General features: G+C 32.0%; 23 protein-coding genes and 1 other RNA gene. 17 read left to right on the top strand and 7 right to left on the bottom strand.

The genetic code is table 11. The features are described 5' to 3' along the window. Positions 1–41 precede the first annotated feature (41 nt). From DFR66_RS12710 to DFR66_RS12665, 10 genes are all read left to right on the top strand, one after another. A complete protein-coding gene (locus tag DFR66_RS12710) occupies positions 42–1,208 on the top strand; it encodes an N-acetylmuramoyl-L-alanine amidase family protein (protein ID WP_114755213.1) in 1,167 nt (388 codons plus the stop codon). 46 nt (positions 1,209–1,254) lie between these two features. Further along, positions 1,255–2,421 carry an N-acetylmuramoyl-L-alanine amidase family protein gene (locus tag DFR66_RS12705; protein WP_114755212.1) on the top strand — a complete coding sequence of 389 codons (1,167 nt, stop codon included), beginning with the start codon at positions 1,255–1,257 and terminating at the stop codon, positions 2,419–2,421. Between the two features lie 50 nt (positions 2,422–2,471). Then, complete coding sequence (locus DFR66_RS12700) at positions 2,472–3,437, top strand: MlaD family protein (protein ID WP_114755211.1); 966 nt, start codon at positions 2,472–2,474, stop codon at positions 3,435–3,437. Positions 3,438–3,442: 5 nt separating this feature from the next. Beyond that, a complete protein-coding gene (locus DFR66_RS12695) occupies positions 3,443–4,774 on the top strand; it encodes a (Fe-S)-binding protein (protein WP_114755210.1) in 1,332 nt (443 codons plus the stop codon). Positions 4,775–4,876: 102 nt separating this feature from the next. Next, positions 4,877–5,668, top strand: a complete 792-nt coding sequence (locus tag DFR66_RS12690; RefSeq protein WP_114755209.1) for a (Fe-S)-binding protein — start codon at positions 4,877–4,879, stop codon at positions 5,666–5,668. A gap of 62 nt (positions 5,669–5,730) precedes the next feature. Beyond that, positions 5,731–6,213 carry an ABC transporter ATPase gene (locus DFR66_RS12685; protein WP_114755208.1) on the top strand — a complete coding sequence of 161 codons (483 nt, stop codon included), beginning with the start codon at positions 5,731–5,733 and terminating at the stop codon, positions 6,211–6,213. Between the two features lie 13 nt (positions 6,214–6,226). Beyond that, on the top strand, positions 6,227–9,223 hold the full coding sequence (locus DFR66_RS12680; protein ID WP_114755207.1) for a glycoside hydrolase family 3 N-terminal domain-containing protein: 2,997 nt from the start codon (positions 6,227–6,229) through the stop codon (positions 9,221–9,223). 151 nt (positions 9,224–9,374) lie between these two features. Further along, the gene (locus DFR66_RS12675) at positions 9,375–10,013 is read left to right on the top strand and encodes a phosphatase PAP2 family protein (protein WP_114755206.1); all 639 of its coding nucleotides are present in this window, start codon (positions 9,375–9,377) and stop codon (positions 10,011–10,013) included. Positions 10,014–10,394: 381 nt separating this feature from the next. After that, positions 10,395–11,528 (top strand): N-acetyl-alpha-D-glucosaminyl L-malate synthase BshA, encoded by a 1,134-nt coding sequence (bshA, locus tag DFR66_RS12670; protein WP_114755205.1) that lies wholly within the window; start codon positions 10,395–10,397, stop codon positions 11,526–11,528. Between the two features lie 65 nt (positions 11,529–11,593). Continuing rightward, positions 11,594–12,022, top strand: a complete 429-nt coding sequence (locus DFR66_RS12665) for a protease complex subunit PrcB family protein (protein WP_114755204.1) — start codon at positions 11,594–11,596, stop codon at positions 12,020–12,022. A gap of 53 nt (positions 12,023–12,075) precedes the next feature. Here the strand turns inward: DFR66_RS12665 and DFR66_RS12660 are convergent, their stop codons facing one another. Next, the gene (locus DFR66_RS12660) at positions 12,076–12,579 is read right to left on the bottom strand and encodes a hypothetical protein (RefSeq protein ID WP_114755203.1); all 504 of its coding nucleotides are present in this window, start codon (positions 12,577–12,579) and stop codon (positions 12,076–12,078) included. Between the two features lie 115 nt (positions 12,580–12,694). Continuing rightward, positions 12,695–13,534 carry a UDP-2,3-diacylglucosamine diphosphatase gene (locus DFR66_RS12655; protein ID WP_114755202.1) on the bottom strand — a complete coding sequence of 280 codons (840 nt, stop codon included), beginning with the start codon at positions 13,532–13,534 and terminating at the stop codon, positions 12,695–12,697. Positions 13,535–13,728: 194 nt separating this feature from the next. On the opposite strand from DFR66_RS12655, the gene aroC reads away from it, so the two are divergent. From aroC to DFR66_RS12640, 3 genes are all read left to right on the top strand, one after another. Beyond that, complete coding sequence (gene aroC / locus DFR66_RS12650) at positions 13,729–14,787, top strand: chorismate synthase (protein WP_114755201.1); 1,059 nt, start codon at positions 13,729–13,731, stop codon at positions 14,785–14,787. Positions 14,788–14,898: 111 nt separating this feature from the next. Beyond that, positions 14,899–16,176: a dicarboxylate/amino acid:cation symporter gene (locus tag DFR66_RS12645; RefSeq protein WP_114755200.1), complete on the top strand. Its 1,278-nt coding sequence runs from the start codon at positions 14,899–14,901 to the stop codon at positions 16,174–16,176. A gap of 191 nt (positions 16,177–16,367) precedes the next feature. Continuing rightward, the gene (locus tag DFR66_RS12640; protein ID WP_114755199.1) at positions 16,368–18,560 is read left to right on the top strand and encodes a tetratricopeptide repeat-containing hybrid sensor histidine kinase/response regulator; all 2,193 of its coding nucleotides are present in this window, start codon (positions 16,368–16,370) and stop codon (positions 18,558–18,560) included. Here DFR66_RS12640 and DFR66_RS14190 read toward each other — a convergent pair. From DFR66_RS14190 to DFR66_RS12625, 3 genes are all read right to left on the bottom strand, one after another. Then, entirely contained in the window at positions 18,474–18,860 is a 387-nt protein-coding gene (locus DFR66_RS14190) for an Hsp20/alpha crystallin family protein (RefSeq protein WP_114755232.1), read from the bottom strand. The genes DFR66_RS12640 and DFR66_RS14190 overlap by 87 nt on opposite strands. A 141-nt stretch (positions 18,861–19,001) precedes the next feature. Continuing rightward, positions 19,002–20,255, bottom strand: a complete 1,254-nt coding sequence (locus tag DFR66_RS12630; protein WP_114755231.1) for a DEAD/DEAH box helicase — start codon at positions 20,253–20,255, stop codon at positions 19,002–19,004. Between the two features lie 139 nt (positions 20,256–20,394). After that, entirely contained in the window at positions 20,395–21,426 is a 1,032-nt protein-coding gene (locus DFR66_RS12625; protein ID WP_114755198.1) for a formimidoylglutamase, read from the bottom strand. A 104-nt stretch (positions 21,427–21,530) separates the two neighbouring features. Between DFR66_RS12625 and DFR66_RS12620 the strand changes: the two genes are divergently transcribed. Next, a complete protein-coding gene (locus DFR66_RS12620; protein WP_114755230.1) occupies positions 21,531–22,415 on the top strand; it encodes a hypothetical protein in 885 nt (294 codons plus the stop codon). Between the two features lie 49 nt (positions 22,416–22,464). Here DFR66_RS12620 and hutI read toward each other — a convergent pair whose 3' ends face one another. Both hutI and DFR66_RS12610 read right to left on the bottom strand, forming a co-directional pair. Further along, positions 22,465–23,703, bottom strand: coding sequence for an imidazolonepropionase (gene hutI / locus DFR66_RS12615; protein WP_114755197.1), 1,239 nt, complete (start codon positions 23,701–23,703; stop codon positions 22,465–22,467). Between the two features lie 12 nt (positions 23,704–23,715). Next, positions 23,716–24,792: a glutaminyl-peptide cyclotransferase gene (locus DFR66_RS12610; protein WP_114755196.1), complete on the bottom strand. Its 1,077-nt coding sequence runs from the start codon at positions 24,790–24,792 to the stop codon at positions 23,716–23,718. A gap of 87 nt (positions 24,793–24,879) precedes the next feature. Here DFR66_RS12610 and ffs point away from each other — a divergent pair. The 3 genes from ffs to fsa all read left to right on the top strand — a co-directional run bounded on the left by ffs (position 24,880) and on the right by fsa (position 26,674). Continuing rightward, an RNA gene (gene ffs / locus DFR66_RS12605) (signal recognition particle sRNA small type) lies at positions 24,880–24,977 on the top strand. Positions 24,978–25,077: 100 nt separating this feature from the next. Further along, the gene (locus tag DFR66_RS12600; RefSeq protein ID WP_114755195.1) at positions 25,078–25,881 is read left to right on the top strand and encodes an SDR family oxidoreductase; all 804 of its coding nucleotides are present in this window, start codon (positions 25,078–25,080) and stop codon (positions 25,879–25,881) included. Between the two features lie 136 nt (positions 25,882–26,017). Next, on the top strand, positions 26,018–26,674 hold the full coding sequence (gene fsa, locus DFR66_RS12595) for a fructose-6-phosphate aldolase (protein ID WP_073353076.1): 657 nt from the start codon (positions 26,018–26,020) through the stop codon (positions 26,672–26,674). Positions 26,675–26,834: the final 160 nt, after the last annotated feature.

The following is a 26,834-nucleotide window of genomic DNA, read 5'->3' as shown; positions in this document are numbered from 1 at the left end:
TTTATAGCGGTAGTCTTTTAATTAAATTAACTTATAGCTTTATGCGTAGTACAAGTAAAATTAAAATAATTGTAACTTTTATTTTGATACTAAATTCACTGGCTGGTAACAGTCAATCCAATAATTTTAAGGTAACTTTAGATGCGGGTCACGGTGCACATGATTTTGGTGCTGTCTATGAAGGGCGTATAGAAAAAAATATTGCTTTGGCTGTAGTTTTAAAAGTGGGCAAAATTCTTGCGGCAACCCCACAAATAGAAGTCAATTATACTAGAAAAACTGATGTTTTTATTGATTTGATCGAAAGAGCTAATATCGCTAATAGATTTAATGCAAATATTTTTGTATCCATTCATTGTAACGCCAATAGAAATACAGCTGCCGATGGAACGGAAACTTATGTAATGGGTTTGAGTAAAGTAGCTTCAAACTTAGAAGCGGCTAAAAAAGAGAACTCTGTTATTACTTTAGAAAAAGATTACAAACAAAAATATGAGGGATTTGATCCTAATTCTCCTGAAACAATGATTGGAATGACACTGATGCAGGAAGAATATCTGGACAACAGTATTTCATTAGCCAGTAAAGTTGAAGATGCTTTTGAAGATTTGGGTAAGAAAATAAGAGGAGGCGGAGTAAAACAAGCACCTTTTATGGTACTTCACAAAGCTTACATGCCAAGAGTATTGATAGAAATGGGATTTATATCCAATACAATTGAAGGGAATAGATTAAATTCTGAAGAAGGTCAAGACGAAATAGCTAAGGCAATTGCTGATGCTGTTATTAGTTATAAAAAAGAATATTATGGCAATGGTGAAGTAGAGCTTTTTGATGAGATACCGTCTCAAAAAATTAATGAAAAACCCATACGTGATACTGTTACTCCTGCAAAACAACAAATGGTATCACAATCGATAGAAGCATTTACATCAAATAAAGCGACTGAGAATTCTAAACCGATTTTCAAAGTGCAACTTTCAGCCAGTAGCAAAAGATTAGAATTGCTTCCAAAGAATTTTAATGGACTTAAAAATATTTCTGTAGCGTATGAAAACAAAGTCTACAAATACATGTATGGTGAAACCGCCGATTATGATGAAGCTAAAAAACAATTAAGCGAAGCCAAAGAAAAAGGGTATAATTCTGCATTTTTGATAGCATTTAAAAATGGAAAAAAAATCAATATTCAAGATATTATAAAATAGTAGAAATGAATTCTACTATTATTAAATTTGAAAAAAAAATATTATTTTGAACATTTCCAAAGAAGTCAAATTCACAATTGTTACTATATTTCTGTTTTTCTGTTGGAATACTTTTTCTCAATCCAATCAGAAATTCACAGTTATTCTGGACGCAGGACATGGAGGTAAAGATCCAGGTAATTCGTATCATGGTTTTGTCGAAAAAGAAATTGCTCTCAAAACAACATTAAAATTAGAGAAATACCTCAAAAAAGACGGTGATATCAAAGTGGTTTACACCAGAAAATCAGATGTTTTTATAGATTTAAAAGACAGACCTAAAAAGGCAAATACTATTGATGCTAATTTATTTGTTTCCATACATTGTAATTCAGTAGATAATCCAATTCCCTCCGGTACTGAGACATTTGTAATGGGTTTAGCAAGAAGTAAAGGTAATTTAGAAATTGCTAAACAAGAAAATTCAGTGATTCTTCTAGAAAAAAATTACAAGCAAACCTATAAAGGTTTTGACCCTAAGAATCCTGAAACATTGATTGGATTAAAAATGCTGCAAGAGGATTATTTAGACAGAAGCATTAATCTGGCTTCAAAAATCGAGAAGAATTTTAAAAATATATTACATCGAAAATCAAGAGGGATAAAACAGACTCCTTTATGGGTTTTAGATGCGGCTTATATGCCAAGTGTTTTAATTGAGTTGGGTTTTTTATCAAATAAAGAAGAAGGACGTTATTTAAATTCAGAAGAAGGGCAAAATAATATGGCCGAAGCTATTGCATTAGCGATTATTGATTACAAGAAAGAATATTTTGGTACACAAACTAATAATTATGAAGAACTTCCATCTAAAAAAGTAGTTAAAAATGAGATGAAATATTCTTCAAAAAATATTAAAACAAAACCATCTATAGAGAAACAAGATTTACAAAAGCAAGAGTCGAAAATACAAAATTCTGATGTGGTTTTTAAAGTTCTATTTGCTACCGGAAATAAAAATATTAAATTAAGCCCTTCAAATTTTAAAGGTTTAAAAAATGTAATGATGACCACAAGCAATAGATCTCTATATAAGTATACATATGGCTTAACCTCAGACTATAATATTGCAAAAGAGAATTTGAAAGTTGTAAAATCCAAAGGCTATTCTTCAGCGTATATTATAGCAATTAAAGATGGAAAAAATATTAGTGTTGAAGAAGCACTGAAATAATTATAACAAGTCAATTATTTTATATTAAATTTGTAAAAAATACTTAAATTTTGAAAATAACACGAGAAATTAAAACTGCTATTTTAGTAATTGCATCTATTTTATTATTTATTTGGGGCTACAGTTTTTTGAAAGGAAGAGACCTTTTTACTAATTACAAAACATTTTATGTAGAATATAAAAGTGTTGAAGGTTTAGCGACTTCTGCTCCTGTTACGTTAAATGGGTTGATTATTGGTAAAGTAAGCAGTATAACAATTGATGAGAATACTGGTACATTATTAGTTGAATTACAATTAAAAACTGATTTTCCAATTTCAAAATCCAGTATTGCGTCTATTTATGAGCCTGGATTCATTGGAGGAAAGCAAATTGCAATTATCCCTAATTTTGATGATAAAACTTTAGCTGTTGATGGTCAGAAATTACAAGGTGGTGTAAAAATGGGTCTTACGGATAAAGTAGGAGACCAATTAGCACCTCTCCAAGAAAAACTAGAAAAATTATTGGGAAGTACTGAAAAATTAATTTCTGGATTAAACAATGTTTTGGACCAGAAAGGACAGCAAGATTTAAAACTCACATTAGCTGAATTAAGTAAGACTGTTGAGCAATTTCATAAAGTTTCCATGAGCGTTAACGATTTATTGAGTACCAATAAAACTCAAATAAACGGAATGGTTACGAATTTCAATAAAATATCTGGAAATTTTTCTAAGATATCAGACTCTTTAAATAAAGCTGATTTGGGAAAAACTGTAAAGAATCTAAATACAACTTTAGCTAGAGTCGATGGTATTATGAATGGATTAGAATCAGGTAAAGGTTCTATGGGTAAACTATTAAATGATGAAGCTTTTTACCAAAACATTAAAAGTTCTACAAAAGAATTAGAATTACTATTGCAAGATATTAGACTCTATCCAACAAGATATGTGAATATCTCTGTTTTTGGAAAGAAAAACAAACCGTATGTAGGTCCTGCAAATGACTCAATAACTAATGAAATAAAATAGCAATTATGAGCTACTTAGACAATATTTTATTTGCCATTATATTGGTAATTGGTTTTGGATATTTTTTTACAAGTGTTAAAAAAATTAGACGAAATATCAATCTTGGAACTGATGTAAATCGTTCTGACAACCCAAAAGCGCGCTGGTCCAATATGGCCATGATTGCTTTAGGTCAATCAAAAATGGTAAAACGACCTATTTCGGGAATACTTCATATTATAGTTTATGTGGGTTTCGTAATTATAAACATTGAATTACTTGAAATTATAATCGATGGACTTTTTGGTACGCATCGAGTTTTTGCTTTTTTAGGAACAACATATGATGTACTGATTGCATCTTTTGAAATTTTAGCATTTTTGGTTTTAGTTGCTGTTTTTGCTTTTTGGAGCCGAAGAAATGCAATTAAACTAAAAAGGTTTGTAAGCTCAGACTTAAAAGGTTGGCCAAAAAGTGATGCGAATTACATCTTGTACTTTGAGGTGGTTTTAATGACATTATTTTTATTGATGAATGCTTCTGATTTGCATTTGCAAAATGTATCTGGAGGTTTTTCTCATTTTATAAAAGCCGGTACTTTTCCAATAAGTCAATTTATTGAGCCTATTTTCAATGGAATGTCAAATGAATTGGTAATGTTGCTTTCAGAGATTTTCTGGTGGTTGCACATCGTGGGAATTTTAATTTTCATGAACTACCTTTATTTTTCAAAACACTTACACATACTCTTAGCTTTCCCAAATACTTATTTTGCAAATCTAAATCCTCAAGGACAATTTGACAATTTAGAGTCTGTTACTAAAGAAGTAAAATTAATGATGGACCTTAATGCAGATCCTTTTGCAGCAGCTCCGGTGGATGAAAATGCAATTCCAAGTAAGTTTGGGGCAAGTGATATTCAAGATTTAAACTGGGTACAACTATTGAACGCATACACTTGTACAGAATGTGGTCGCTGTACTTCATCATGCCCAGCCAATATTACAGGTAAAAAATTGTCTCCACGTAAAATTATGATGGACACCAGAGACAGGATGGAAGAAGTAGGAAGAAATATTGATGCCAACAAAGGTGTTTTTATTCCAGATAACAAAACATTATTAAACGATTATATTACACCAGAAGAGCTTTGGGCTTGTACCTCATGTAATGCTTGTGTAGAGGAATGTCCTGTAAATATTAGTCCGCTTTCTATAATTATGGATATGCGTCGCTACTTAGTTATGGAACAAAGTGCGGCTCCAATGCCTTTGAATGCTATGATGACCAATATAGAAAATAATGGTGCACCTTGGCAATACAACCAGCAAGATCGATTAAATTGGAAAAACGAATAACCTTTAAAATATTTAAATCGTTATTTGTTTGACAATAACTGATTTATTAATAATGAATTTGTGATTAATTAAATAAGCAAATAACCGAATCAACAAAATAGTATGTCAGAAAATTTAATAGTGCCAACGATGGCCGAAATGTTAGCTCAAGGGAAACAACCAGAAGTTTTATTTTGGGTAGGTTGTGCTGGAAGTTTTGACGATAGAGCAAAAAAAATTACAAAGGCATTTGTTCGTATTTTAAATCGAGCCAATGTTTCTTTTGCGGTATTAGGTACTGAGGAAAGTTGTACCGGTGATCCTGCAAAAAGAGCTGGAAATGAGTTTTTATTCCAAATGCAAGCCATGATGAACATCGAGGTTTTAAATGCATACGAAGCCAAAAAAATTGTTACTGCTTGTCCGCATTGTTTTAATACGCTAAAAAATGAATATCCGGAATTAGGCGGAAAATATGAAGTAGTTCACCATACGGAATTTTTGAAATCATTATTAGATGACGGAAGATTGACCATTGAAGGAGGACAATTCAAAGGAAAGCGAATTACTTTTCACGATCCTTGCTATTTAGGAAGAGCTAATAATGTTTATGAAGCACCTAGAGATTTGATTCTTAAATTAGATGCTGAATTAGTGGAAATGAAACGTTCTAAAGCAAATGGTTTATGCTGTGGAGCAGGTGGTGCGCAAATGTTTAAAGATGCTGAACCTGGAAACAAGGAAGTAAACGTCGAAAGGACTGAAGACGCATTAGAAACTAAACCAGAAATAATTGCTGCGGGTTGCCCTTTTTGTAATACGATGATGACTGACGGTATCAAAAATAAAGAAAAAGAAGGCGAAGTAAAGGTCATGGATATTGCGGAATTAATCGCAAATGCTCAGGATTTATAAATCAATTAAATTACGAATTTTGATAATAAATCATAATTCATAACTCATAATTCATACTTAAAATGTACGTTCTATTTGAAAATTTACCCGAAGAATCTCGAATCTGGATTTATCAATCAAACAGAAAGTTTTCGGATGCGGAATTCTCTGAAATCGAAACTGCTCTGCAAAGTTTTCTTGAAAGTTGGGCTGCACATGGTACTAGTTTAGAGTCATCGTATCAATTAAAATACAATCGATTTATAATTATTGCTGTAAATCAAGATGTTCAAGCAGCAACGGGATGTTCGATTGATTCCTCAGTAGAGTTTATTCAAAGTTTAGAACAAAAGTACACCGTTGATTTATTGGATAAAATGAATGTTACCTTCAAACTTGGAGAGCATATTGCACATAAGCCATTAATTGATTTCAAGAAAATGGTAAAGGACAAAGCTGTTACTGAAAATACTATAGTTTTTAATAATTTAGTGAATAATATAGAAGAATACAATGAATCGTGGGAAGTTCCAGCTATTGACAGTTGGCATAGCCGCTTTTTTTAAACAAAATACTTCAATGAAAAAAATAGGCATTAAAATTGTTTTTTTTTATGTCTTATTTATTTTTGTTGCTGCGGGTTGTGTTGGTACAAAAGTGAATAAGGACAAAACAATTGTAACTAACATTCCGTCCAAAATAGAAAATTTGGACAGTATAAATACTTCTAATACTCCGCATCTTTTTGAATTGTCTCCACCAGGAAACAAATGGGTTGATAGCGTATATAGTGCTATGACTTTAAAAGAAAAATTAGGACAATTATTTATGGTCGCTGCATATTCTAATAAAGATTCAGCGCATATCAAAGCAATTGACAAACTCATATTAGACCATAATATTGGCGGCTTAATTTTCTTTCAAGGCGGTCCGCAACGTCAGGCAAAATTAACTAACCGGTACCAATCTAAATCTAAAACACCACTATTTATCGGTAATGATGCAGAATGGGGTTTGGGTATGCGACTGGATTCTACTTATAGTTATCCATGGAATATGACTCTTGGAGCCATTCAAGACATGAAGCTTTTGGAAAAAGTTGGTATTCAAATCGGACAACAAAGCAAACGTATGGGATTGCAATTTAACTTTGCTCCGGTATTAGATATCAATTCAAATCCTAAAAATCCTATTATTGGTTTTCGTTCTTTTGGTGAAGATAAATTTAAAGTTACCGAGCGCGCCATTGCTGTAATGAAAGGCGTTCAGAGTCAAGGTGTGTTTTCTACAGGTAAACATTTTCCAGGTCACGGAGATACAGAAACAGATTCTCATAAAAGATTACCAACTATAAATTCTTCAAAAGAAAGATTATCAAACGTAGAGTTTTACCCTTATCAAAAAATGTTTCATGAAGGCCTTTCGTCTGTTATGGTGGCGCATTTAAACGTTCCTAGTTTAGAATCAAGACCTAATTTTCCTTCTTCTATTTCTTATAATGTTGTTACGGATATTCTTCAAAAAGAATTGGGCTTCCAAGGTCTAATATTTACTGATGCTTTAAATATGAAAAGTGTAAGTAATTTCAATTCTCCTAGCGAAATTAACTTTGAAGCTTTTATGGCCGGAAATGATGTATTATTATTTCCTGAAAATGTTCCTGCTGCAATTGATAAATTTATACTTGCATATTCTTTGAATTTATTTACCGATGAACGATTGGCGCATTCTGTAAAGAAAATTCTAAAGTTTAAGTACAAAGCTGGTTTAAATAGTTATAAGCCAATTGCTACCGAAAATTTACACAAAGATTTAAATGCAGTTGAAAACGATGCTTTACAGTATGAATTATATGAAAATGCGATTACAGTTTTAAAAAATACGGGTACTGTTTTACCAATTAAAAATTTGGACAAACAAAAAATCGCTTATGTAAAAATAGGTGATGATAACAATGATGCTTTTGTTTCGACTTTAAAAAAATATGCAGAAGTTACCGTGATTTCAGATACAAATCTTGACAGTCTTCAGGTGAAATTAAAGGATTTTACAACGGTAATCATTGGCTATCACAAATCAGATGTGGCTTTTAGAAACGATGATTTAAAAACAAACGAAATATTCAAAATAAATTTTTTAGCAAAGAATAATAATGTTATTCTGAACGTTTTTGCAAAACCATATTCTTTATTACCTATAACAAATTTTGATGATATTGAAGGATTAGTCGTTTCGTATCAAAATAGCTATATCGCTCAAGTCGTCTCGGCGGAACTAATTTTTGGGTCTATTGCTGCCAAAGGGAAATTACCGGTTTCAATAAATAACAACTTTAAGGTAAATGATGGTTTGTCTACGGAAAAATTAAATCGTTTAGGATTCACTACTCCTGAAAACGTGGGTATGAATTCAGCCATTTTATCAAAAATTGATGGCATTGCGAATAAAGCAATTAATGCAAAAATGACGCCTGGTATTCAGGTTTTAGTAGCCAGAAAGGGAAAAGTTATTTATCAAAAATCATTCGGGCATCATACTTATGATAAAACAATAAAAGTCCAGAATTCAGATATTTATGATGTGGCATCTTTAACAAAAATTTTGGCAACTTTACCAAATGTTATGTTGCTATACGATCAGCAAAAAATAAATTTGGAAACTACTTTAGGGACAATGGCTCCAATTTTTAAAGATTCGAATAAAGCAAATATCAATTTCAAGGATTTATTGTCGCATTATGCAGGACTTGCCGCTGGGATTCCATTTTACAAAGCGGTAATGGATAAATCTAAATTACCTTCGGAAGTTTATTTTAGAAAAGTAGAAGAGCAAGGATTTTCTAAAAAACTGGGAGACAGTCTTTATATCAGAAATGATTTTAGTGATACTATTATGAAAATGATTGTTGATAGTAAACTGTCAGTGAAAAAAGAATACAAATACAGTGATTTAACTTTTATGATTTTAAAGGATTATTTAGAAAAAACAACTGGTAAAACATTGGATGTTTTAATTCAGGAAAATTTCTATCGTTCGCTTGGAATGAACAATTCTAGTTATAATCCGTTGACTAAATTTGACAAAAGGAGAATTCCTCCAACAGAAACGGATACTTATTTTCGTAATCAACTTTTACATGGATATGTCAACGATTTGTCGGCTGCTTTAGAAGGTGGGGTTTCTGGTCATGCAGGTGTATTTTCGAATGCTATGGATGTTGCTAAATTAATGGAGCTTTATTTGCAGAAAGGGAATTATGGCTACCAGCAGTATTTTTCTGAAAAGACATTTGATGATTTTAATACCTGTTATTTTTGTGCAGCAGGAAATAGGCGAGGCGTAGGTTTTGATAAACCACAATTGGGTGTAGAAGGACCTACGTGTGGCTGTGCTTCGATGACTAGTTTTGGTCATACCGGATACACAGGAACGATGGCTTGGGCAGATCCTGAAACGCAAATTGTTTATGTATTTTTATCCAACAGAACTTTTCCTATTGCTGGTGAAAATAGATTATCCAAAGAAAACATTCGAGAAGATATTCAAAAGGTGATTTATGAAGCTATTATAAATTAATCTAACCTTGAAGCAATAATAAATACTCCAAATGATATAATCAATTATTTCATTTGGATTTTTTTTGTAAACAGGTTTATAGTCCTTCATTAGAACTGTATAGTTATTAATTTTAGCCTAATTATAGTATATTTGATATAAAAATAGCGTGATGAAAAACAGGAATACCGTTTTTGCAAAAGTCAATTTAATTGTATTGCTTTTTTGCATGACTTTTGTAAATGCTCAAAATATTGATATTAATATCCTACGAGATATCAATATTGATAGAAATAAAAATTTGGACCCAACTTTTAAATTTGTTACAAACACTGCGGTTCCAATTAGTATTTCAACTCCTATTATCATATATTCTGTTGGATTAATAAAAAAAGATAGTTCTATCAAGAAACAAGCAGTTTTTTTAGGCGAGACTTTCTTAGTTAATGCATTTGTTACTATAGCATTAAAACATACTATAAAAAGGAACAGACCATTTGAAACCTATCCAGATATTGATCAAGCTGCATCTTCTCTGGGAAGATCATTCCCTTCTGGACATACCTCTTTAGCTTTTACAACAGCAACCTCACTGAGTTTAGCTTATCCTAAATGGTTTGTTATTGCCCCGTCCTTTGTTTGGGCAAGTACAGTGGGATATTCTAGAATGCACTTAGGGGTTCATTATCCTAGTGATGTACTTGCGGGTGCAGTTATTGGCAGTGGCTCGGCATATCTAAGTTATAAAGTGAATAAGTGGATAAATAAAAAAACTTATAAAAAGGATAACAAAGGAACTGATATTCAGTGATTATTGTTTGAAAATGATTAAGAATTCATTCTAAATCAATTAACCTTAAATGAATAATTTGTAGGGTATAATATGGTGATTTTATGAGCCAAATCAATAGATAAGACACTAATTTTCATAATTAGTAACACTATTGAATGTTATTAGTTCTTTTTTATAAATTTCATTATCTAAAATGACACACAAACATTTTACTGATGATATATAATTCTGCTAACTACCACATTGAAGTTTTTTTTGCTGAAGTTGACTTTTATTAGTCAGCGATTTTAACTGCTGTAAGAATTCAGCGAATTAAGTTTTGAGTTGGTAATGATTTAACTTAAATTTCCATAAAACACATTCCTATTTTTCTTAATTTCGTTTTATTAAATTACATAGATGAAAATTGCAATAGTTTGTTATCCCACCTTTGGTGGAAGTGGTGTTGTCGCTACAGAATTAGGCCTTGAACTGGCTCGTCGCGGTCATGAAATACATTTTATAACCTACAGTCAGCCTGTGCGTTTGGCGCTACTGAGCCCAAATGTGCATTACCACGAAGTAAATGTTCCTGAATATCCATTATTTCATTATCAACCATACGAATTAGCTTTGTCAAGCAAATTAGTGGATATGGTAAAACTCTATAAAATCGAATTGTTGCACGTACATTATGCAATCCCACATGCCTATGCGGGTTATATGGCAAAACAAATGTTGAAAGATGAAGGAATTAATATTCCAATGGTAACGACACTTCATGGAACCGATATTACATTGGTAGGAAATCATCCTTTTTATAAACCAGCAGTGACTTTTAGCATTAATAAATCTGATTTTGTTACTTCGGTTTCCCAAAGTCTAAAAGATGATACTCTTAAATTATTCAAGATAAAAAATGAAATTGAGGTCATTCCTAATTTTATAGAATTAGACAAAAACATGAATGACCCAAGTACAGCTTGTCATCGTTCCGTAATGGCCAATAAAAACGAAAGAATTATAACGCACATCAGTAATTTCAGAAAAGTAAAACGAATTCCAGATATAATTAAAATTTTCTTTAGTATTCAAAAAGAAATACCAGCTAAATTAATGATGGTAGGGGATGGTCCTGAAAAAGAAAAAGCAGAATATTTATGTCAGGAATTAGGAATACAGGACAAAGTTATTTTTTTTGGCAATAGTAATGAGATTGATAAAATTTTAAGTTACACTGATTTGTTCTTATTGCCATCAGAAACAGAAAGTTTTGGTCTTGCTGCTCTAGAAGCTATGGCTTGGAGTGTTCCCGTAATTTCTAGTAATTCTGGAGGTTTACCGGAAGTGAATTTTGATGGTATTTCAGGATATTTAAGTGATGTAGGAAAAACGGATGAAATGGCGCAGAACGCTTTAAAGATTTTAAAAGATGATGCTACCCTTCAGAAATTTAAGGAAAATGCGCTTTCAGTAGCAAAACAATTTGATATCAAAAACATTTTACCACTTTATGAAGCTCTGTATGAAAAAGCATTAAAAAAATACGTTTAACCATTATATCTAGAATAAAAGTAGTATTAATCTAGAATTTACTCTAGTCACAAATAAATGCAGCAATGAAAAAAATAATAGTATCATTAGTGGCTGTCACCTTAGCTTCTTGCGGTGCAGCAGTTACAAAAAGTTCCGATAAAAGTTCTTTATATGAAGTCTTGACCCAACAATCAAACGGTGGTGCAAGTATTCGTTTTTTTGAGATTCTGACGGAGCCAAATGAAATAGCAATGTTGCAGAACGATGAAAATTTAAAAAATAAAATTAGTGCTAATGATGTTCAGAAATCAAATTTTATAGTTTTGAATATGGGAGAAAAAACATCAGGCGGATATAGTATAGGGATTGATAGTGTTATCGAAACCGATGAAAATATTGTTATCACCATTAAAGAGACTAATCCGGAACCAGGCAGTATGGTTACACAAGCATTCACAAATCCATTTTGTGTAGTAAAAATAAATTCTAAAAAAGAAATCATTTTTAAATAAAAAAAAACGCCATCTGCATTGCAAATGGCGTTTTTAATTTGTTTTCTAAAATATTAGAATTGGTATCTTAAAGCTAAAGCTACATCAGAACCATAATTGTTTTTGTAATATCCACTACCACCAAATTCAGGTCTAAAATCTAAAGACACTAATAAAGGAAAGTCGAAATTATATTCAATACCGATATTTCCAGCAGCAAATGCAAAAACATCATTGTATTTTGTATTGTTATCTTCATAACCGTAGCTTCCTACACCACCACCAACACCTGCGTACCAGTTGAAACCACCATCGATGTTCCATACCCATTGATACAAACCTGTTAATTTCACAGCATTGTCATCGTAACTATTATTATTAAAGTTACTTCTGTTTCTCCAACCTAAATCAAGTTCAAGTCTGTTGTTGCTACCTAATGCTCTTTGGTATGAAATTTCTGCTCCAAATCCATAGCTATCACCAAAACGTAATCCTAATGCGTTTTTCGAAATGTCTTGTGCTTGTGCGGTAAATGCTAATCCAATTAACATTATTGCTGATAAAATAATTTTTTTCATAAGTAAGTTTTTATAGGTACAAATGTATAATTAAGTAGGTTACGAAGTTTATAAAATTTCAATTAAATGTTACATAATTTACACATTTTGGAATTGAAAAGCTTTGAATCTCGAATTACAAAAAAATATTTTGTTTGGAGAAAAGTGCTCTTTCCACAATTTGATTAATTATAATATCCTCCATTTCAAAAAGGTTTTCTTCTTCAACATAATTTGCTTCGGAATAATTATATAATTTCCAACGTTTTTTATTGTACTCCAATGCTGTTAAATTCTCAACCCAATCTCCCGAATTCAAATATAAAGTTGTCCCGTTTTTATTCTCTTTATAAATCATCTTTGGTTCATGAATGTGTCCACAAATAACATAATCGTATTTTTTTTCGATGGCTAATTCGGTTGCAGTTGTCTCAAAATCAGAAATGTGTTTTACTGCTTTTTTTACACTTGCTTTTATTTTTTTAGAAAAAGAATACGGTTCTCTTCCCATTTTGGATAAACACCAATTTACAAAGCGATTTGAAAGTATTAAATAGTCATACCCTAAGCCGCCAAGTTTAGCAATCCATTTTGAATGTTGCACAGAAGCATCAAAAACGTCACCGTGAAATATCCAAGCTTTTTTATCATCAAGATTTAAAACTAATTTGTCTACTAAAGCAAAGTTACCCATATTCATATCACTAAATTTCCGAAGCATTTCGTCATGATTTCCAGTTACGTAGTAGACCTTAGTTCCCTTGGATGCGAAACTTATAATTTTTTGTATGACTTTTAAATGTGCTTTTGGGAAATATGATTTTCGAAATTGCCAGATATCTATAATGTCACCATTCAAGACTAACGTTTTAGGTTTTATAGAGGATAAATAGTTATAAAGTTCTTTAGCATGACTACCAAAAGTTCCTAGGTGTACATCAGAAATAACAACTAACTCGACTTTTCTTTTTTTCAATGTATTTGAATTTGAAGTTTACCAAATTAATAGAATTATTAACAATAAAAATGGCATTAAAGGTTAAGAATTCTTAGACAAGATTAAATTAATATCAATAAATGTGAAATGTTTATTAAAACTTTATCCCGAAATTTCAGGATAAGCTTTTAAACTTTGAACTAAAATGGTACTTTTGTTCAAAACTAATTATAATGGCAGGAAATAGCTACGGAACACTATTTAGATTAACAACTTTTGGAGAATCACATGGTGAAGCATTAGGCGGTATAATAGATGGTTGCCCTCCTGGAATAACTATAGATTTAGAAGCAATTCAATTTGAAATGTCAAGAAGAAAGCCGGGTCAGTCGGCAATAGTTACCCAACGTAAGGAGCCAGATGATGTACAATTTTTATCTGGAATATTTGAAGGTAAATCCACAGGAACTCCCATAGGTTTTATTATTCCAAATACCAATCAAAAATCAGATGATTACTCGCATATAAAAGACAATTACAGACCTAGTCACGCTGATTATGTCTATGAAAAAAAATACGGTGTAAGAGATTATCGTGGAGGCGGAAGAAGTTCAGCTCGTGAAACTGCTAGTAGAGTAGTAGCTGGTGCTATTGCAAAGCAAATGTTACCAGAAATAAAAATCAATGCTTATGTGTCTTCTGTAGGTCCTATATTTTTAGAAAAACCATACCAAGAACTAGATTTTTCAAAAACTGAAAATAATCCAGTGCGTTGTCCTGATGAGGAATCAGCGGTAATTATGGAGGAATATATTCGTGATATTCGCAAACAAGGCGACACTGTAGGTGGAACTGTAACTTGTGTGATTCAAAATGTTCCTGTTGGTTTAGGCGAGCCTGTTTTTGATAAACTTCATGCTGAATTAGGTAAAGCTATGCTTTCTATAAATGCTGTAAAAGGATTTGAGTTTGGAAGTGGTTTTGATGGTTCTAAGATGAAAGGAAGCGAACATAATGATTTATATAATCCTGACGGTACTACACAAACTAATCTTTCTGGTGGGATTCAAGGTGGAATTAGCAACGGGATGGACATTTATTTCCGAGTTGCATTCAAACCGGTTGCGACCATTATGCAAAAACAAGAGTCATTAGATAAGGAAGGTAATATTACAGAAATGACAGGAAAAGGACGTCATGATCCATGTGTAGTTCCACGTGCTGTACCTATAGTTGAAGCAATGGCTGCGATTGTGCTTGCCGACTTTTATCTGATAAACAAAACATATTAAAACTAATTTTTGTAGCTATCACTGATTACACCACATTGTATCTTATTAAACAAAAAGTAAGAAACGAAATTTTACACAATTAAAGTAAGACTAAAATAAACAACCAAATTAATGAGTAACAGAACAACCACCAAACCATCTTTTTTTTCAGGATTAACGGGACAGATACTAATCGCGATGGTATTAGGTGCCATTTTGGGTATTATAATTCATAATTCAATCTCTCCAGAAGCTGCACAAAACTTCAGTGCAAAAATTAAAATACTTGCAACAATCTTCATTCGATTGGTCCAGATGATCATCTCGCCTTTAGTTTTTACGACATTAGTTGTGGGAATTGCAAAGCTCGGAGATATAAAAGCAGTAGGTAGAATTGGAGGAAAAGCGATGGGATGGTTTTTTACAGCCTCATTCATATCGTTATTAATCGGAATGTTTTGGGTAAACATTTTGGAACCGGGAGTAGGTCTTAATTTATCAAATGTTGACCTGGGTTCAGCTTCCGAGGTTACTGCAAAAACACAAAATATATCTTTTGAAAATTTTATTGAGCATATTGTACCCAAAAGTATTTTTGAAGCAATGGCAACTAATGAGATTTTGCAAATTGTAATTTTTTCTATTTTCTTTGGTTTGGCCGCAGCCGCACTAGGTGATTATGTAAAACCTGTCATAAATGCATTAGACAAAACGTCTCACATTGTTCTTAAAATGGTAAATTATGTAATGAAGTTTGCACCAATAGGAGTTTTTGGAGCTATTGCCGGAGTTTTTGCTGTACGAGATTTTCAAGAATTAGCGATAACGTATTTTAAATTTTTTGGTTCATTTTTAGTCGGAATTTCTTCACTTTGGTTAGTATTAATTGTGGTGGGTTATATTTTTCTAAAAAGCAGAATGACTGTTTTACTTAAAAGAATAGTTAGCCCTTTGATTATTGCTTTTGGTACAACCAGTAGTGAAGCAGTTTTTCCTAAATTGACAGAAGAATTGGAACGTTTTGGAGTAAAAGACAGAATAGTTTCTTTTATGTTGCCGCTTGGGTATTCTTTCAATTTGGACGGAAGCATGATGTATATGACTTTCGCTAGTATTTTCATTGCGCAGGCGTACGGAATCGATTTGAATATTGGAACACAAATGACGATGCTTTTAGTTTTGATGCTTACTAGTAAAGGAATTGCAGGTGTTCCAAGAGCAAGTTTAGTTGTCGTTGCCGCTACATGTGGTATGTTTGATATTCCAATTGAAGGAATCGCATTAATTTTACCTATCGATCATTTTTGTGACATGTTTCGTAGTGCAACAAATGTTTTAGGGAACGCTTTAGCCACCTCTGTTGTAGGACAATGGGAGGGTAATGAAGAAACGGTAAATGTAGACGTTTAATAATTTAAATGTTTTAATCATAGCATAACAAGCCGTCTCAAAGTAAATTTGAGGCGGTTTTTTTGTTTAAATAACACGAGGTTTTCTTAACTCCTTACTAATTTTATATTTAATCAGATTTTAATATGAAAAATGTTCTTTTTCTTATTTTTTTATTAATAAAATGTATATTTGATAAACTATGATTAATTATGTGTCAGATACGTGTTATTTTATTGGTATTACTGGTGTCAAATACGTTTAATGATTTAATTGCTCAAAAAAAGCTTTATAGTAAAAAAGAACTCACTGAACTAACCGAACAGGCTTCTCACTTTTTGAATGATGCTAATTTTGAAAAATCATTAAAAATTTCTAAAGAGGCATTACATAAATCTATCGTACATAATGATAGTGTCTCGACAACCATTTCCTATATTACAATTGCTGCAAATTATGCTGAATTAGCTGAATTTGATAAAGCTATTTATTTCTATCAAAAAGGATTACTTTACGCTAATAAAACGCACAACGACACATTAAAAAATAGGATTAATAATAATTTAGGTAATATTTATTGTTTTGAAAAAAAGCAGTATATAAAAGGAATAAATTTTTTTGAAAATGCTCTCAAATACAGTATTAAAATAGCTGATTCGAGCCAAATTTTCATGACTAAACTGAATATTACTTGGGCGTATTTTGATGTGGGTCATTTCGAAAAAGGTTATACAAATCTGGAATTTATCAATGGCAATAATATAAAATATGGCGATAAATCGACAGCGGGTGTAGTGTACATGCTTAATGGAATGTATCATGGGAACAAAGGTAATGATGAAAAAGCAAATGCTTATTTTTTGAACGCCATAAAGTCGGGAAATGAAACTAATGAGAAATCAGATTTATCATTTGCACATTTAGAATATTCTAAATTCTTATTGAAAAAAGGCGATTATAAGAAAGCATACCAAAATCTTATCTTGTATAATAAAATTACCGAAATTCTTTATAATAAAGACAAGCTAAAAAAAGCAAATGTTGCCGGAATCAATGTAGAGTTAGATGAGTACAAAAGAGAGATTGAAAAATTTGAAAGCGAAAAGGAAGCGCAGCATCAAATAGTTCAAAAAACTAAAACGATTGTAATATTGTTTATGTTAATACTCTTTGTTTTGTTGCTCTTTGTGTATAATTTATTCAAAAATAATAATTTTAGAAAAAAATTAAATTCAGAACTCTCTAAAACTAATGAGCAGTTAATTCTAGCTAAAGAAAAAGCAGAGGAAGCTTCGGTTTTAAAATCCCAATTTGTGTCTACCATCAGTCATGAATTGCGAACTCCATTGTATGGCGTTGTTGGAATTACTAATATGTTGATTGACGAGCACAAAGAATTAGCAAATAGTCCACATTTGAGTTCACTGAAATTTTCTGCTAGGTATTTACTGTCACTTGTGAATGATATTCTCCAAATCAACAAAATAGAAGATAACAGAATGATATTAGAGAATATGACTTTTAATATTTCAGATGAAATTAATATGGTTATAAATTCGCTTTCATTTTTGGCAAAAAATAATAATAATTTTGTGATAGTAAAAATTGATCCTGCTATTCCAGAATATCTAATTGGTGATAAGTTAAGGCTATCGCAAATTATTATGAATTTAGTAAGTAACGCTCTGAAATTCACATTAAACGGAGAAGTAACAATAAGTCTAAATTTAGAAAAAATAGAAGATGAGTCTTATTTTATCAACTTTGAAATTAAAGATAATGGAATAGGAATAGCTTTGGATGATCAGGAAAAGATTTTTGATAAATTTGTGCAAATTGGTAGAAAAGAAACTGATTATCAGGGTACAGGTCTTGGACTTTCGATAGTAAAACAATTGTTGGGGTTATTCAATAGTACCATAGCTATTCAAAGTTCAATTGATGTAGGTACAACATTCAAATTTGTTATTGCATTCGAATATAACATGGAGAAAACAATTGAAATTATCAATAATATTCAAGTAGATATTACTTCGAATCAAACTATAAAAGTTTTGGTAGTTGAGGACAATCATATTAATCAATTGGTTACTAAAAAAACAATAGAAAAAAATAATTACAAGTGCATTGTTGTTGATAATGGATATGCTGCCCTTGAAATACTAGATAAAGAATTTTTTGATGTCATACTAATGGATATCAATATGCCTCTGATAAACGGTTTTGAGACTACGAGAAAGATTCGGTTGATGGGAATTGATACACCAATTGTTGCACTTACTGCCTTCGATAAAGCTGAAATTACTGAAGAAGCGCTTTCAGCTGGAATAAATGATATCATTATAAAACCATTTGATTCGCTTAAATTGTTTAGTATCATTACAATTTTGATTTCTAAAAACTAAAATAAAAGCGTTTTCTTTATCTGTTAAGGATTTAAATGTTTTTCTAATTTGTATTATTTTTCTAAAAAAGAATGTCTTTTTTTCAATATCAATTTGAAGAATTTCATTTTTAAAATTTACTTCAATTTTATTTACTTCAATTGATTCAGTTAATATAAAAGAACGAAAGAAGGATTGATGATTAATATTTTTTCGAATGTAATTGCCTTTTTTTCTAACTTGTTCTTTCTTTTTGTTCCATAAAAATAATTCATTAGATGCTGCAGATAATTTATCTTGAAAGTCTTTTTGTTTAAAAATTGTTTATGTTGTCTTTAATCAAATTTAATGATTTAATGATTTCTGAAGTAAATTTGATTAAAGACAATAAAAATTGTTGTTAATTGAGTGATTTATTTTTGTTGAAAGGTAATTTCTTAGTGATAGTTAATTCAAAAACAATTAATACCAGCGCTTTTTATTTTGTTTTGAAACCTCAGATTTTCTTGATTTGTGAGCTCCACCGCTACGGTTTGAGTTTTTTTGTTGAGAACCAGAAGCAATTTCTGGACTTCCAGAATGCCATTGATACGGATGATCATTTACCGTTTTTACATCGACTTTTATTAGTTTTTGTATGTCTTTCCAATAGGTATGTTCATCTTTACTACAAAAAGAGATTGCAATACCGCCATTTCCAGCACGACCAGTTCTACCTATGCGGTGGACATACGTTTCAGGAATATTAGGTAAATCAAAATTAATTACAACGGGCAATTGGTCAATATCAATTCCACGAGCTGCTATATCGGTAGCTACGAGAACACCAACTTCTTTGTTTTTGAAAGCATCTAAAACACGTTGCCTTGCATTTTGTGATTTGTCACCATGAATAGCTTCAGCGGCAATATTGTTTTTTCGTAATGCTTTTACAACATTGTCCGCGCCATGCTTTGTTCTGGAGAAAACCAAAACATCGGATAGGTTTTCATTTTTAATTAAATGATATAGTAGGTTTCTTTTTTCCCCTTTTTCAACAAAATAAACGCGTTGTTCTACATTTTCGGCGGTAGATGAAACAGGCGAAACGGTTACTGTTGCAGGATCGGTCAAAAACATTTCGGCTAATTCCCGAATAGCGATTGGCATTGTTGCTGAGAAAAATAATGTTTGTCTGTTTTTTGGCGTAAGCTTTACAATTTTCTTTACATCATTTACAAATCCCATATCAAGCATCTGATCAGCTTCGTCAAGAACTAAAGTATGTAAATGGTCTAAATCAATAAAGCCCTGTTTGTGTAAATCAAGTAACCTTCCGGGAGTTGCAACCAAAATATCGATACCACTTTTTAAAGTATCTACTTGCGGATTTTGTGAAACTCCACCAAAAATGGTAAGCTGTGTTAAGTTTGTATATTTTGCATACGTATCAAAGCTTTGACCAATTTGGACAGCTAATTCTCTTGTAGGAGTAACTACTAAAGCTCGTATTTGTTTTGCTTTTTTTGAAGAACCTACAATTCGGTGCAATTGATGTATAATTGGAATTGCAAACGCGGCAGTTTTCCCAGTTCCAGTTTGTGCACAACCTATTAAATCTTTTCCAGATAATACAATTGGGATAGATTGTTCTTGAATAGGAGTAGGGTTTAGATAGCCTTGTTCAAATACGGCTTTTTGTATACTTTTTGAAAGTGATAAATCTTCGAATAACATATTTTTGGTATTAAATATCATGCATTAAGTACATAGATAGTGTAGCAAAGATAGTATTATTATTTTTGATGATAATTTATATGGAATTTGGAGTTAGAATTTCTATAAATACTTATGAGAAATTCATCAATAAAAAAGACTATGTAATATTGGTTTTAATAAAATCAGTTACTAAATATCCTATTAGTTTACCTATTAAATGGTTGTTTTTTTCTTCACCTAAATCCGGTGCGCCTTCGCAAATATGCAAATAGGCTGCATTTTTATTTTTTGCAAAATAGGATATAAATTGTCTTAGTTGTTCTACTGAGAAACCACTAAAAGTCATGGCACTACAAGCGATATTAGGAATCGAATCAAGGTCTATCTCAATTCCAAAAAAATCGTCATTTATAAATTCTAAAGCTAATGCCATTTCTTGATTGAAATCTTTTTCTTTTCTAATGTTTATGCTATCGTAAGTGTTGTAGCGCACCCGATCTTCTATTTTTTTTATGATGTCTAGTACATTCTTGGAAGTATAATTTTCATGTAAACCAAAAATAAAATATTTCTTTAAAAAGCCTTCTTCATAAGCATATGAAAAGCCATTACCACTGTGACGTCCTTCTAAAATTCTAAAATCAGAATGTGCGTCAAAGTTTACAGCATTAATAGGTTTCCCTTTAGCAAGTGCTGTTCCTTTTATATTTCCATAGGAATTATTATGTCCGCCTCCAATAATTATAGGAATTTTGCCTAGTTTTATAATATTAAAAATAATGTGAGAAACATCTTTATCAATTTTTTCAACTAACTGACTCAATTTTGAGCGGTCATCAATATCATTAAAATCTAAATGTTCTACTTCCTTCATTTCGGCACTAACATTTAATTGTCCTAAAACAAAAAGTTGGCTTCCTTTACAAAAGCGATTGTGCTGAATATTAGCAATACTTTTGATGGCGCTATCCCATGCTGAAGCTGCACCCGGTCTGCCATAATTAGCTCTAATACCTATATCTTCAGGAATGCCAAACAAAACATATTTTGCTTCACAAGTTTTTAAAAACTCTAATGAATCAGTATCTTTTGGAACAGTTATCATTTTCTCACCAAATTTTATTTCACCACTTCTATGGTTTGTAATTTTAGCAAGGTCTTTGATGGTAAACGGGATGATTTTTTCCATTAACAAAAATATTTTTTTTCAAAAATAATATAATTACGTCAACTTACGTTGTTAGGTGGTTATATATTGTTAAATTTGTGAAATAAATTAAAATAAGTTAAATGATGGAAAATCAAAAAAACAGTTCAGGTCTAAAAGCGGTTGTAGCAGTATTAGCTATTTTATTAGTGGGAAGTTTAGTTTATATTTTTAAAATGACTTCAGATACCGAAATCGTAAAAACAGAATTGAAAACTACTTTAACTGAAAAAGAATCAGTTATGCAAGATTTACAAGAATTAAAATCAACTTATGATGCTGCTATTGCAGAGAACACATCAATGTCAGAAGAGTTAATTCAAGAAAGAGATAAAGTGGTTAAATTAATGTCTGATTTAAGTAAATCAAAAGGTGATGTAGCGTCATTAGCTAAATACAAAACGCAATTCAACGCTTTACAAGGTAATATGAAAGTTTTAATGGCTGAAAATGATAACCTAAAAAAGGCAAATACAACACTAACTTCACAACGTGACAGTACGATAGTGGTTTTAGGAGAAACAAAAAAGAATGTTGAAGCATTAACTGGTCAAAATGATGAACTAGCAAGAACAGTTGAAATTGGTTCAAAATTAACGGTTTTAAACACTAGAGGTTCTGCATTTAAATTAAGAAGTTCAGGAAAACAAATCGAAACTGATAAAGCAAGTAGAGCTGATGTTCTTAGAATTAACTTTACAATTGCCGAAAATCAAATTGCTAAATCAGGAGATAAAACATATTACGTTCAAGTAATTGACAGTAAAAATAATGTTTTAGGCGATAAGAGAACTGAAAATTTTGGAGAGAATACTTTAACATATAGTTTTCTAACTAATGTAAAATATGAAAATAAAACAATCCAAGTATCGGAAGATTTAAGAGGAAAAGATTTTGCTAAAGGAACTTATTTTATCAATATTTTTGATAAAGATGTTTTAGTTTCTAAAACAAGTTTTGAACTGAGATAGTCATTATATTATAAAACAACAAAAAGAGGAACGTACTGTTCCTCTTTTTTTATGAAATTATTTCACCTTCAATCAAAACAGTATCAATTAAATTACTTCCAAAAGCGTAAGGTATTTGATAGTAGGAAGGAATAGGTTTCGTAATAATTAGATTAGCTTTTTTACCAATGGTGATGCTTCCGTGAGTTTTAGAAATTCCCATTGCATAAGCTCCATTTATTGTGGCTGCATTGATGGCCTCTTCAGGAGTCATTTTCATTTTGATGCATGCAGTAGCTACAACAAAATTCATATTTCCTGATGGAGTAGAACCTGGATTGTAATCCGTGGCCAAAGCGAGAGGAAGTCCAGCCGCAATCATTTCTCTTGCTGGAGTGTAAGGAATACTCAAAAAGTAAGAACATGATGGTAATGCAACGGGCATTGTCTCGGTATTTTTTAATGCTTCAATATCTACGGGTTTCATTACTTCTAGATGATCCACGGAAAGCGCATTATATTTAATGCCAGCTTGAATTCCGCCAATTGAGTTGAACTGATTAACGTGAATCTTTGGCTTTAAGCCAAATTGAATTCCGGCCTCCATAATTTGCTGGGTTTCTTCAACAGAATAATAACCCGTTTCACAAAATACATCGATGAAATCTGCCAGTTTATTTTTAGTAATTTCAGGAAGCATTTCATTAATTATTAAATCAATGTAACCTTTATGATTTTCTTTGTATTCCAATGGAAATGCGTGAGCACCTAAAAAAGTTGCTTTTATGGTAATGGGATAATTTTGAGCTAAGCGCTGTATCACACGAAGTATTTTCAATTCTCCATCAACTGTTAATCCATAACCTGATTTTATTTCTACTGCTCCGGTTCCCAAACGCATGACTTCTTCCAGTCGCGCTCTGGATTGTTGGTAGATTTCTTCTTCTGTAGTTTCGTTGAGTTTTTTAGCTGAATTTAGGATTCCACCGCCTCGATTGGCGATTTCTTCATACGTCAAACCATTGATTCGATCGACAAATTCTTGTTCTCTATTACCGGCATAAACAATATGAGTATGACTGTCACACCAAGATGGCAAAACCATTTTTCCAGTGGCATCAATCGTTTTATCAGCATGTATTGGAGGTAAATTCTCCATAGCACCAAAATCAGCAATCAAATTGTCTTCAATTACTAAAAAGGCATTTTTAATCGTTGAAAGAATAGCCATTTCGGCACCAGAAACTTTAGCTTTAGCTGTTTCCCGAACCTGAAGTAACTCTTTTATATTGATGATTAATGTTGTCATTTTCTTTGATAATTACTCTGAAATTTTGATTTCAAACATTTTGTCCCAATTTTTACCGGTAACAAAAATGGTTTTTGTTTTTTGGTTGTAGGCAATTCCGTTTAGGACATCCGTATCCGGTAATTGAGTTATTTTATTCTTTAAATCGGCAAGATTGATAATTGCTTCGACTGCTCCGTTTTTAGGATTGATGACAGCAATTGCGTCTTTTTGGTATACATTTCCATAAATTTTACCGTCAATCCATTCGAGTTCATTGATAGCTTTTATTTTTGTTTCGAATGAATAAACGTTCAAGTAATCTACTTCTTTAAAGGTGGTTGGATCTAATATCCAAATTTTTTCCGTACCATCAGATTGATAAAGATATTTTCCGTCATTAGTTAATCCCCAACCTTCAATTGCTTTGAAATAGGTAAACGTTTTTTCTTTTTTGAAAGTATCTGCATTGTAAACATATCCTTCATTATTTTGCCACGTTAATTGGTATATTTTATTATTTAGAATCGTAATCCCTTCGCCAAAATATTTGTCTTCCAATTCCACTTTTTTATAAACTTCTCCAGTTTTATAATTTGTTTTTCTTAAACTTGAGATTCCTTTTATTCCGGTACTATTTCCTGAGCCGTTTCCAGTTCCTTCATACAGTGTGTCACGGTAAAATTCTAACCCTTGCGTGTATGCTTGAATATCGTGCGGATACGTATTTACGATGGTGTATTTTAATAATTTTGGCTGAATGTTTGAAACTAATTCTACTCTTGTGGTAGCTTCGGAAGATTGTCCTTCATAAAAGACTAAAGCTTTTAGGTTTTGATATCCCAATTTTTGTTCTTTCAATTCAAAAGATAATTTTTCAACTCCTTTTTTTGAACCAATTTTTTTGTCATTTACATAATACACAACGCTGTCTATTGTTTTCGAATTGGAGTTCAAAATTTCGAAAGTAAGGGACTCTTGTGGGTTATATTGTTCCTTAAATTTGGAATTATCAAAGGTAAATAAAGTATTTTCGCCTTTTTTTGTTTCGTTGCAACTTGCTAAAGTGATTCCTAATAAAATGATAGATAGGAAGTTATAATTTTTCATGGTTTTTATTTTTGATACCCCAATATACAACGTTATTTTTAATGATTAAAGCTCTTGCAAAAATATAAAAAGATTGTATATTTGCACCGGCAAGTCCTACACGACCAGCTCCTGCAGACTCCCCCAGGATGGGAACATAGCAAGGGTACGTGGTTGAGCGGTGCGATGTAGGTCGCTTGCCATTTTTTATTTTATTTACCTCACAAAAATTCAATTCATTATATAGTCTTCCTTCTGGAGGATTTTTTTATTTTTGGACCTTTCGTATCACCAATAGCAATAATCATGAATAAAGTAGTTCTAATAACTGGAGGTTCCTCAGGAATAGGAAAATCTATTGGAGAGTTTTTGCATCACAAAGGTTTTGTTGTGTATGGCACCAGTAGGAATCCTGACCGAGTTTTGAATTCGGTTTTTCCTCTAGTAGTTTTAGATGTTCGGGATACGGATTCTATTCATGCGGCTGTTGCCAAAGTGATTGCGACTTCTGGAAGACTTGATGTTGTTATAAACAATGCCGGTGTGGGAATTACTGGCCCATTGGAAGAAATTCCGATGCAGGAAATCAAGAATAATTTTGAGACTAATCTTTTTGGTCCAATTGAAGTAATGAAAGCAGTGTTGCCACAAATGCGAACCCAACAATCAGGTTTGATTATTAACGTGACATCGATTGCGGGTTATATGGGCTTGCCATACCGAAGTGTTTATTCTGCTTCAAAAGGGGCTTTAGAACTTATCACGGAAGCATTGCGAATGGAAGTAAAATCGTTTGGCATTCATATTACCAATGTGGCTCCTGGTGATTTTGCCACAAATATTGCTTCGGGACGTTTTCATGCTCCGGTTTTAAAAGGTTCGGCTTATGAAACTCCATACGGAAATACATTGAAAACAATGGATGAACATGTGGATAGTGGCAGTAATCCAAATGATATGGCCGAGGCGGTTTATCAGATTATTCAAACTCCAGAACCTAAAATTCATTATAAAGTGGGCGTTTTTATGCAAAAAATATCAATTGTTTTGAAGAGAATTTTACCTGATAAAGTATATGAAAAAATGCTGATGAACCATTATAAGTTGTAATTTTGCACGAAATTTGCGTGAAGGATTGAAGCGGCATCCCTCGCTTTTTAGCGAGGATATAGCGGAAAGCCTGACCCGAAGTTTTTACGAAGGGTCACGCCCAAAGAATTAGAAACACACAATTAAATTATATTATATGAAATTTTTTATTGACACGGCTAATTTAGCTCAGATTAAAGAAGCACAGGCATTAGGCGTTTTGGATGGTGTTACAACTAATCCTTCGTTGATGGCTAAAGAAGGAATTACTGGGAAAAACAGCATTTTGAAGCATTATGTTGATATTTGTAACCTAGTTGATGGTGACGTAAGTGCTGAAGTTAATGCTTTGGATTACGACGGAATGATTAAAGAAGGAGAAGAGTTAGCGGATTTACACGAGCAAATCGTGGTAAAATTGCCTATGACTAAAGAAGGAGTTATGGCTGCTAAATACTTTTCTGATAAAGGAATTAAAACAAATGTGACTTTAGTATTTTCGGCTGGACAGGCTTTATTAGCTGCAAAAGCTGGAGCTACTTATGTTTCTCCATTCATAGGCCGTTTAGATGATGTATCTACGGACGGATTGGCTTTGATTGAAGAAATCAGATTGATTTATGATAACTACGGTTATGAAACTCAAATTCTTGCTGCTTCGGTGCGTCACACGATGCATATTGTAAACTGTGCAAAAATTGGTGCTGATGTAATGACCGGACCATTATCTGCAATTTACGGCTTGTTGAAACACCCATTGACTGATATCGGATTAGCACAATTTGTTGCTGATTTCGAAAAAGGAAATAAATAATTATATTTTCAGTGAGCAGTTTTTAGTCTCAGCGCAATAAATAAAAAAATCCCATTTGCCTCGGCGAGGGCACTGAAAAACTTCGCTTATTTTGATTAGAGTCGTTTTTTAGACAATAAAGAAACGCTTATAACAGGATTTTAAACATCCGTTATAAGCG

Origin of the sequence: Flavobacterium glaciei, assembly GCF_003350545.1 — a bacterium.
Taxonomy (GTDB): domain Bacteria; phylum Bacteroidota; class Bacteroidia; order Flavobacteriales; family Flavobacteriaceae; genus Flavobacterium; species Flavobacterium glaciei.
The sequence above is the reverse complement of the archived record's forward strand: the minus strand, read 5'-3'. Positions and strand labels throughout refer to the sequence as shown.

What these genes read in the sequence shown, in the direction of transcription:
- DFR66_RS12660 (WP_114755203.1), bottom strand. Translation starts at nt 12,579, where the DNA reads ATGAAAAAAATTATTTTATCAGCAATAATGTTAATTGGATTAGCATTT.
- DFR66_RS12625 (WP_114755198.1), bottom strand. Translation starts at nt 21,426, where the DNA reads ATGGAAAAAATCATCCCGTTTACCATCAAAGACCTTGCTAAAATTACA.
- aroC (WP_114755201.1), top strand. Translation starts at nt 13,729, where the DNA reads ATGGCAGGAAATAGCTACGGAACACTATTTAGATTAACAACTTTTGGA.
- DFR66_RS12645 (WP_114755200.1), top strand. Translation starts at nt 14,899, where the DNA reads ATGAGTAACAGAACAACCACCAAACCATCTTTTTTTTCAGGATTAACG.
- DFR66_RS12695 (WP_114755210.1), top strand. Translation starts at nt 3,443, where the DNA reads ATGAGCTACTTAGACAATATTTTATTTGCCATTATATTGGTAATTGGT.
- DFR66_RS12685 (WP_114755208.1), top strand. Translation starts at nt 5,731, where the DNA reads ATGTACGTTCTATTTGAAAATTTACCCGAAGAATCTCGAATCTGGATT.
- fsa (WP_073353076.1), top strand. Translation starts at nt 26,018, where the DNA reads ATGAAATTTTTTATTGACACGGCTAATTTAGCTCAGATTAAAGAAGCA.
- DFR66_RS12675 (WP_114755206.1), top strand. Translation starts at nt 9,375, where the DNA reads ATGAAAAACAGGAATACCGTTTTTGCAAAAGTCAATTTAATTGTATTG.
- hutI (WP_114755197.1), bottom strand. Translation starts at nt 23,703, where the DNA reads ATGACAACATTAATCATCAATATAAAAGAGTTACTTCAGGTTCGGGAA.
- DFR66_RS12620 (WP_114755230.1), top strand. Translation starts at nt 21,531, where the DNA reads ATGGAAAATCAAAAAAACAGTTCAGGTCTAAAAGCGGTTGTAGCAGTA.
- DFR66_RS12600 (WP_114755195.1), top strand. Translation starts at nt 25,078, where the DNA reads ATGAATAAAGTAGTTCTAATAACTGGAGGTTCCTCAGGAATAGGAAAA.
- DFR66_RS12610 (WP_114755196.1), bottom strand. Translation starts at nt 24,792, where the DNA reads ATGAAAAATTATAACTTCCTATCTATCATTTTATTAGGAATCACTTTA.
- DFR66_RS12690 (WP_114755209.1), top strand. Translation starts at nt 4,877, where the DNA reads ATGTCAGAAAATTTAATAGTGCCAACGATGGCCGAAATGTTAGCTCAA.
- DFR66_RS12665 (WP_114755204.1), top strand. Translation starts at nt 11,594, where the DNA reads ATGAAAAAAATAATAGTATCATTAGTGGCTGTCACCTTAGCTTCTTGC.
- DFR66_RS12680 (WP_114755207.1), top strand. Translation starts at nt 6,227, where the DNA reads ATGAAAAAAATAGGCATTAAAATTGTTTTTTTTTATGTCTTATTTATT.
- DFR66_RS12630 (WP_114755231.1), bottom strand. Translation starts at nt 20,255, where the DNA reads ATGTTATTCGAAGATTTATCACTTTCAAAAAGTATACAAAAAGCCGTA.
- bshA (WP_114755205.1), top strand. Translation starts at nt 10,395, where the DNA reads ATGAAAATTGCAATAGTTTGTTATCCCACCTTTGGTGGAAGTGGTGTT.
- DFR66_RS12640 (WP_114755199.1), top strand. Translation starts at nt 16,368, where the DNA reads ATGTGTCAGATACGTGTTATTTTATTGGTATTACTGGTGTCAAATACG.
- DFR66_RS12710 (WP_114755213.1), top strand. Translation starts at nt 42, where the DNA reads ATGCGTAGTACAAGTAAAATTAAAATAATTGTAACTTTTATTTTGATA.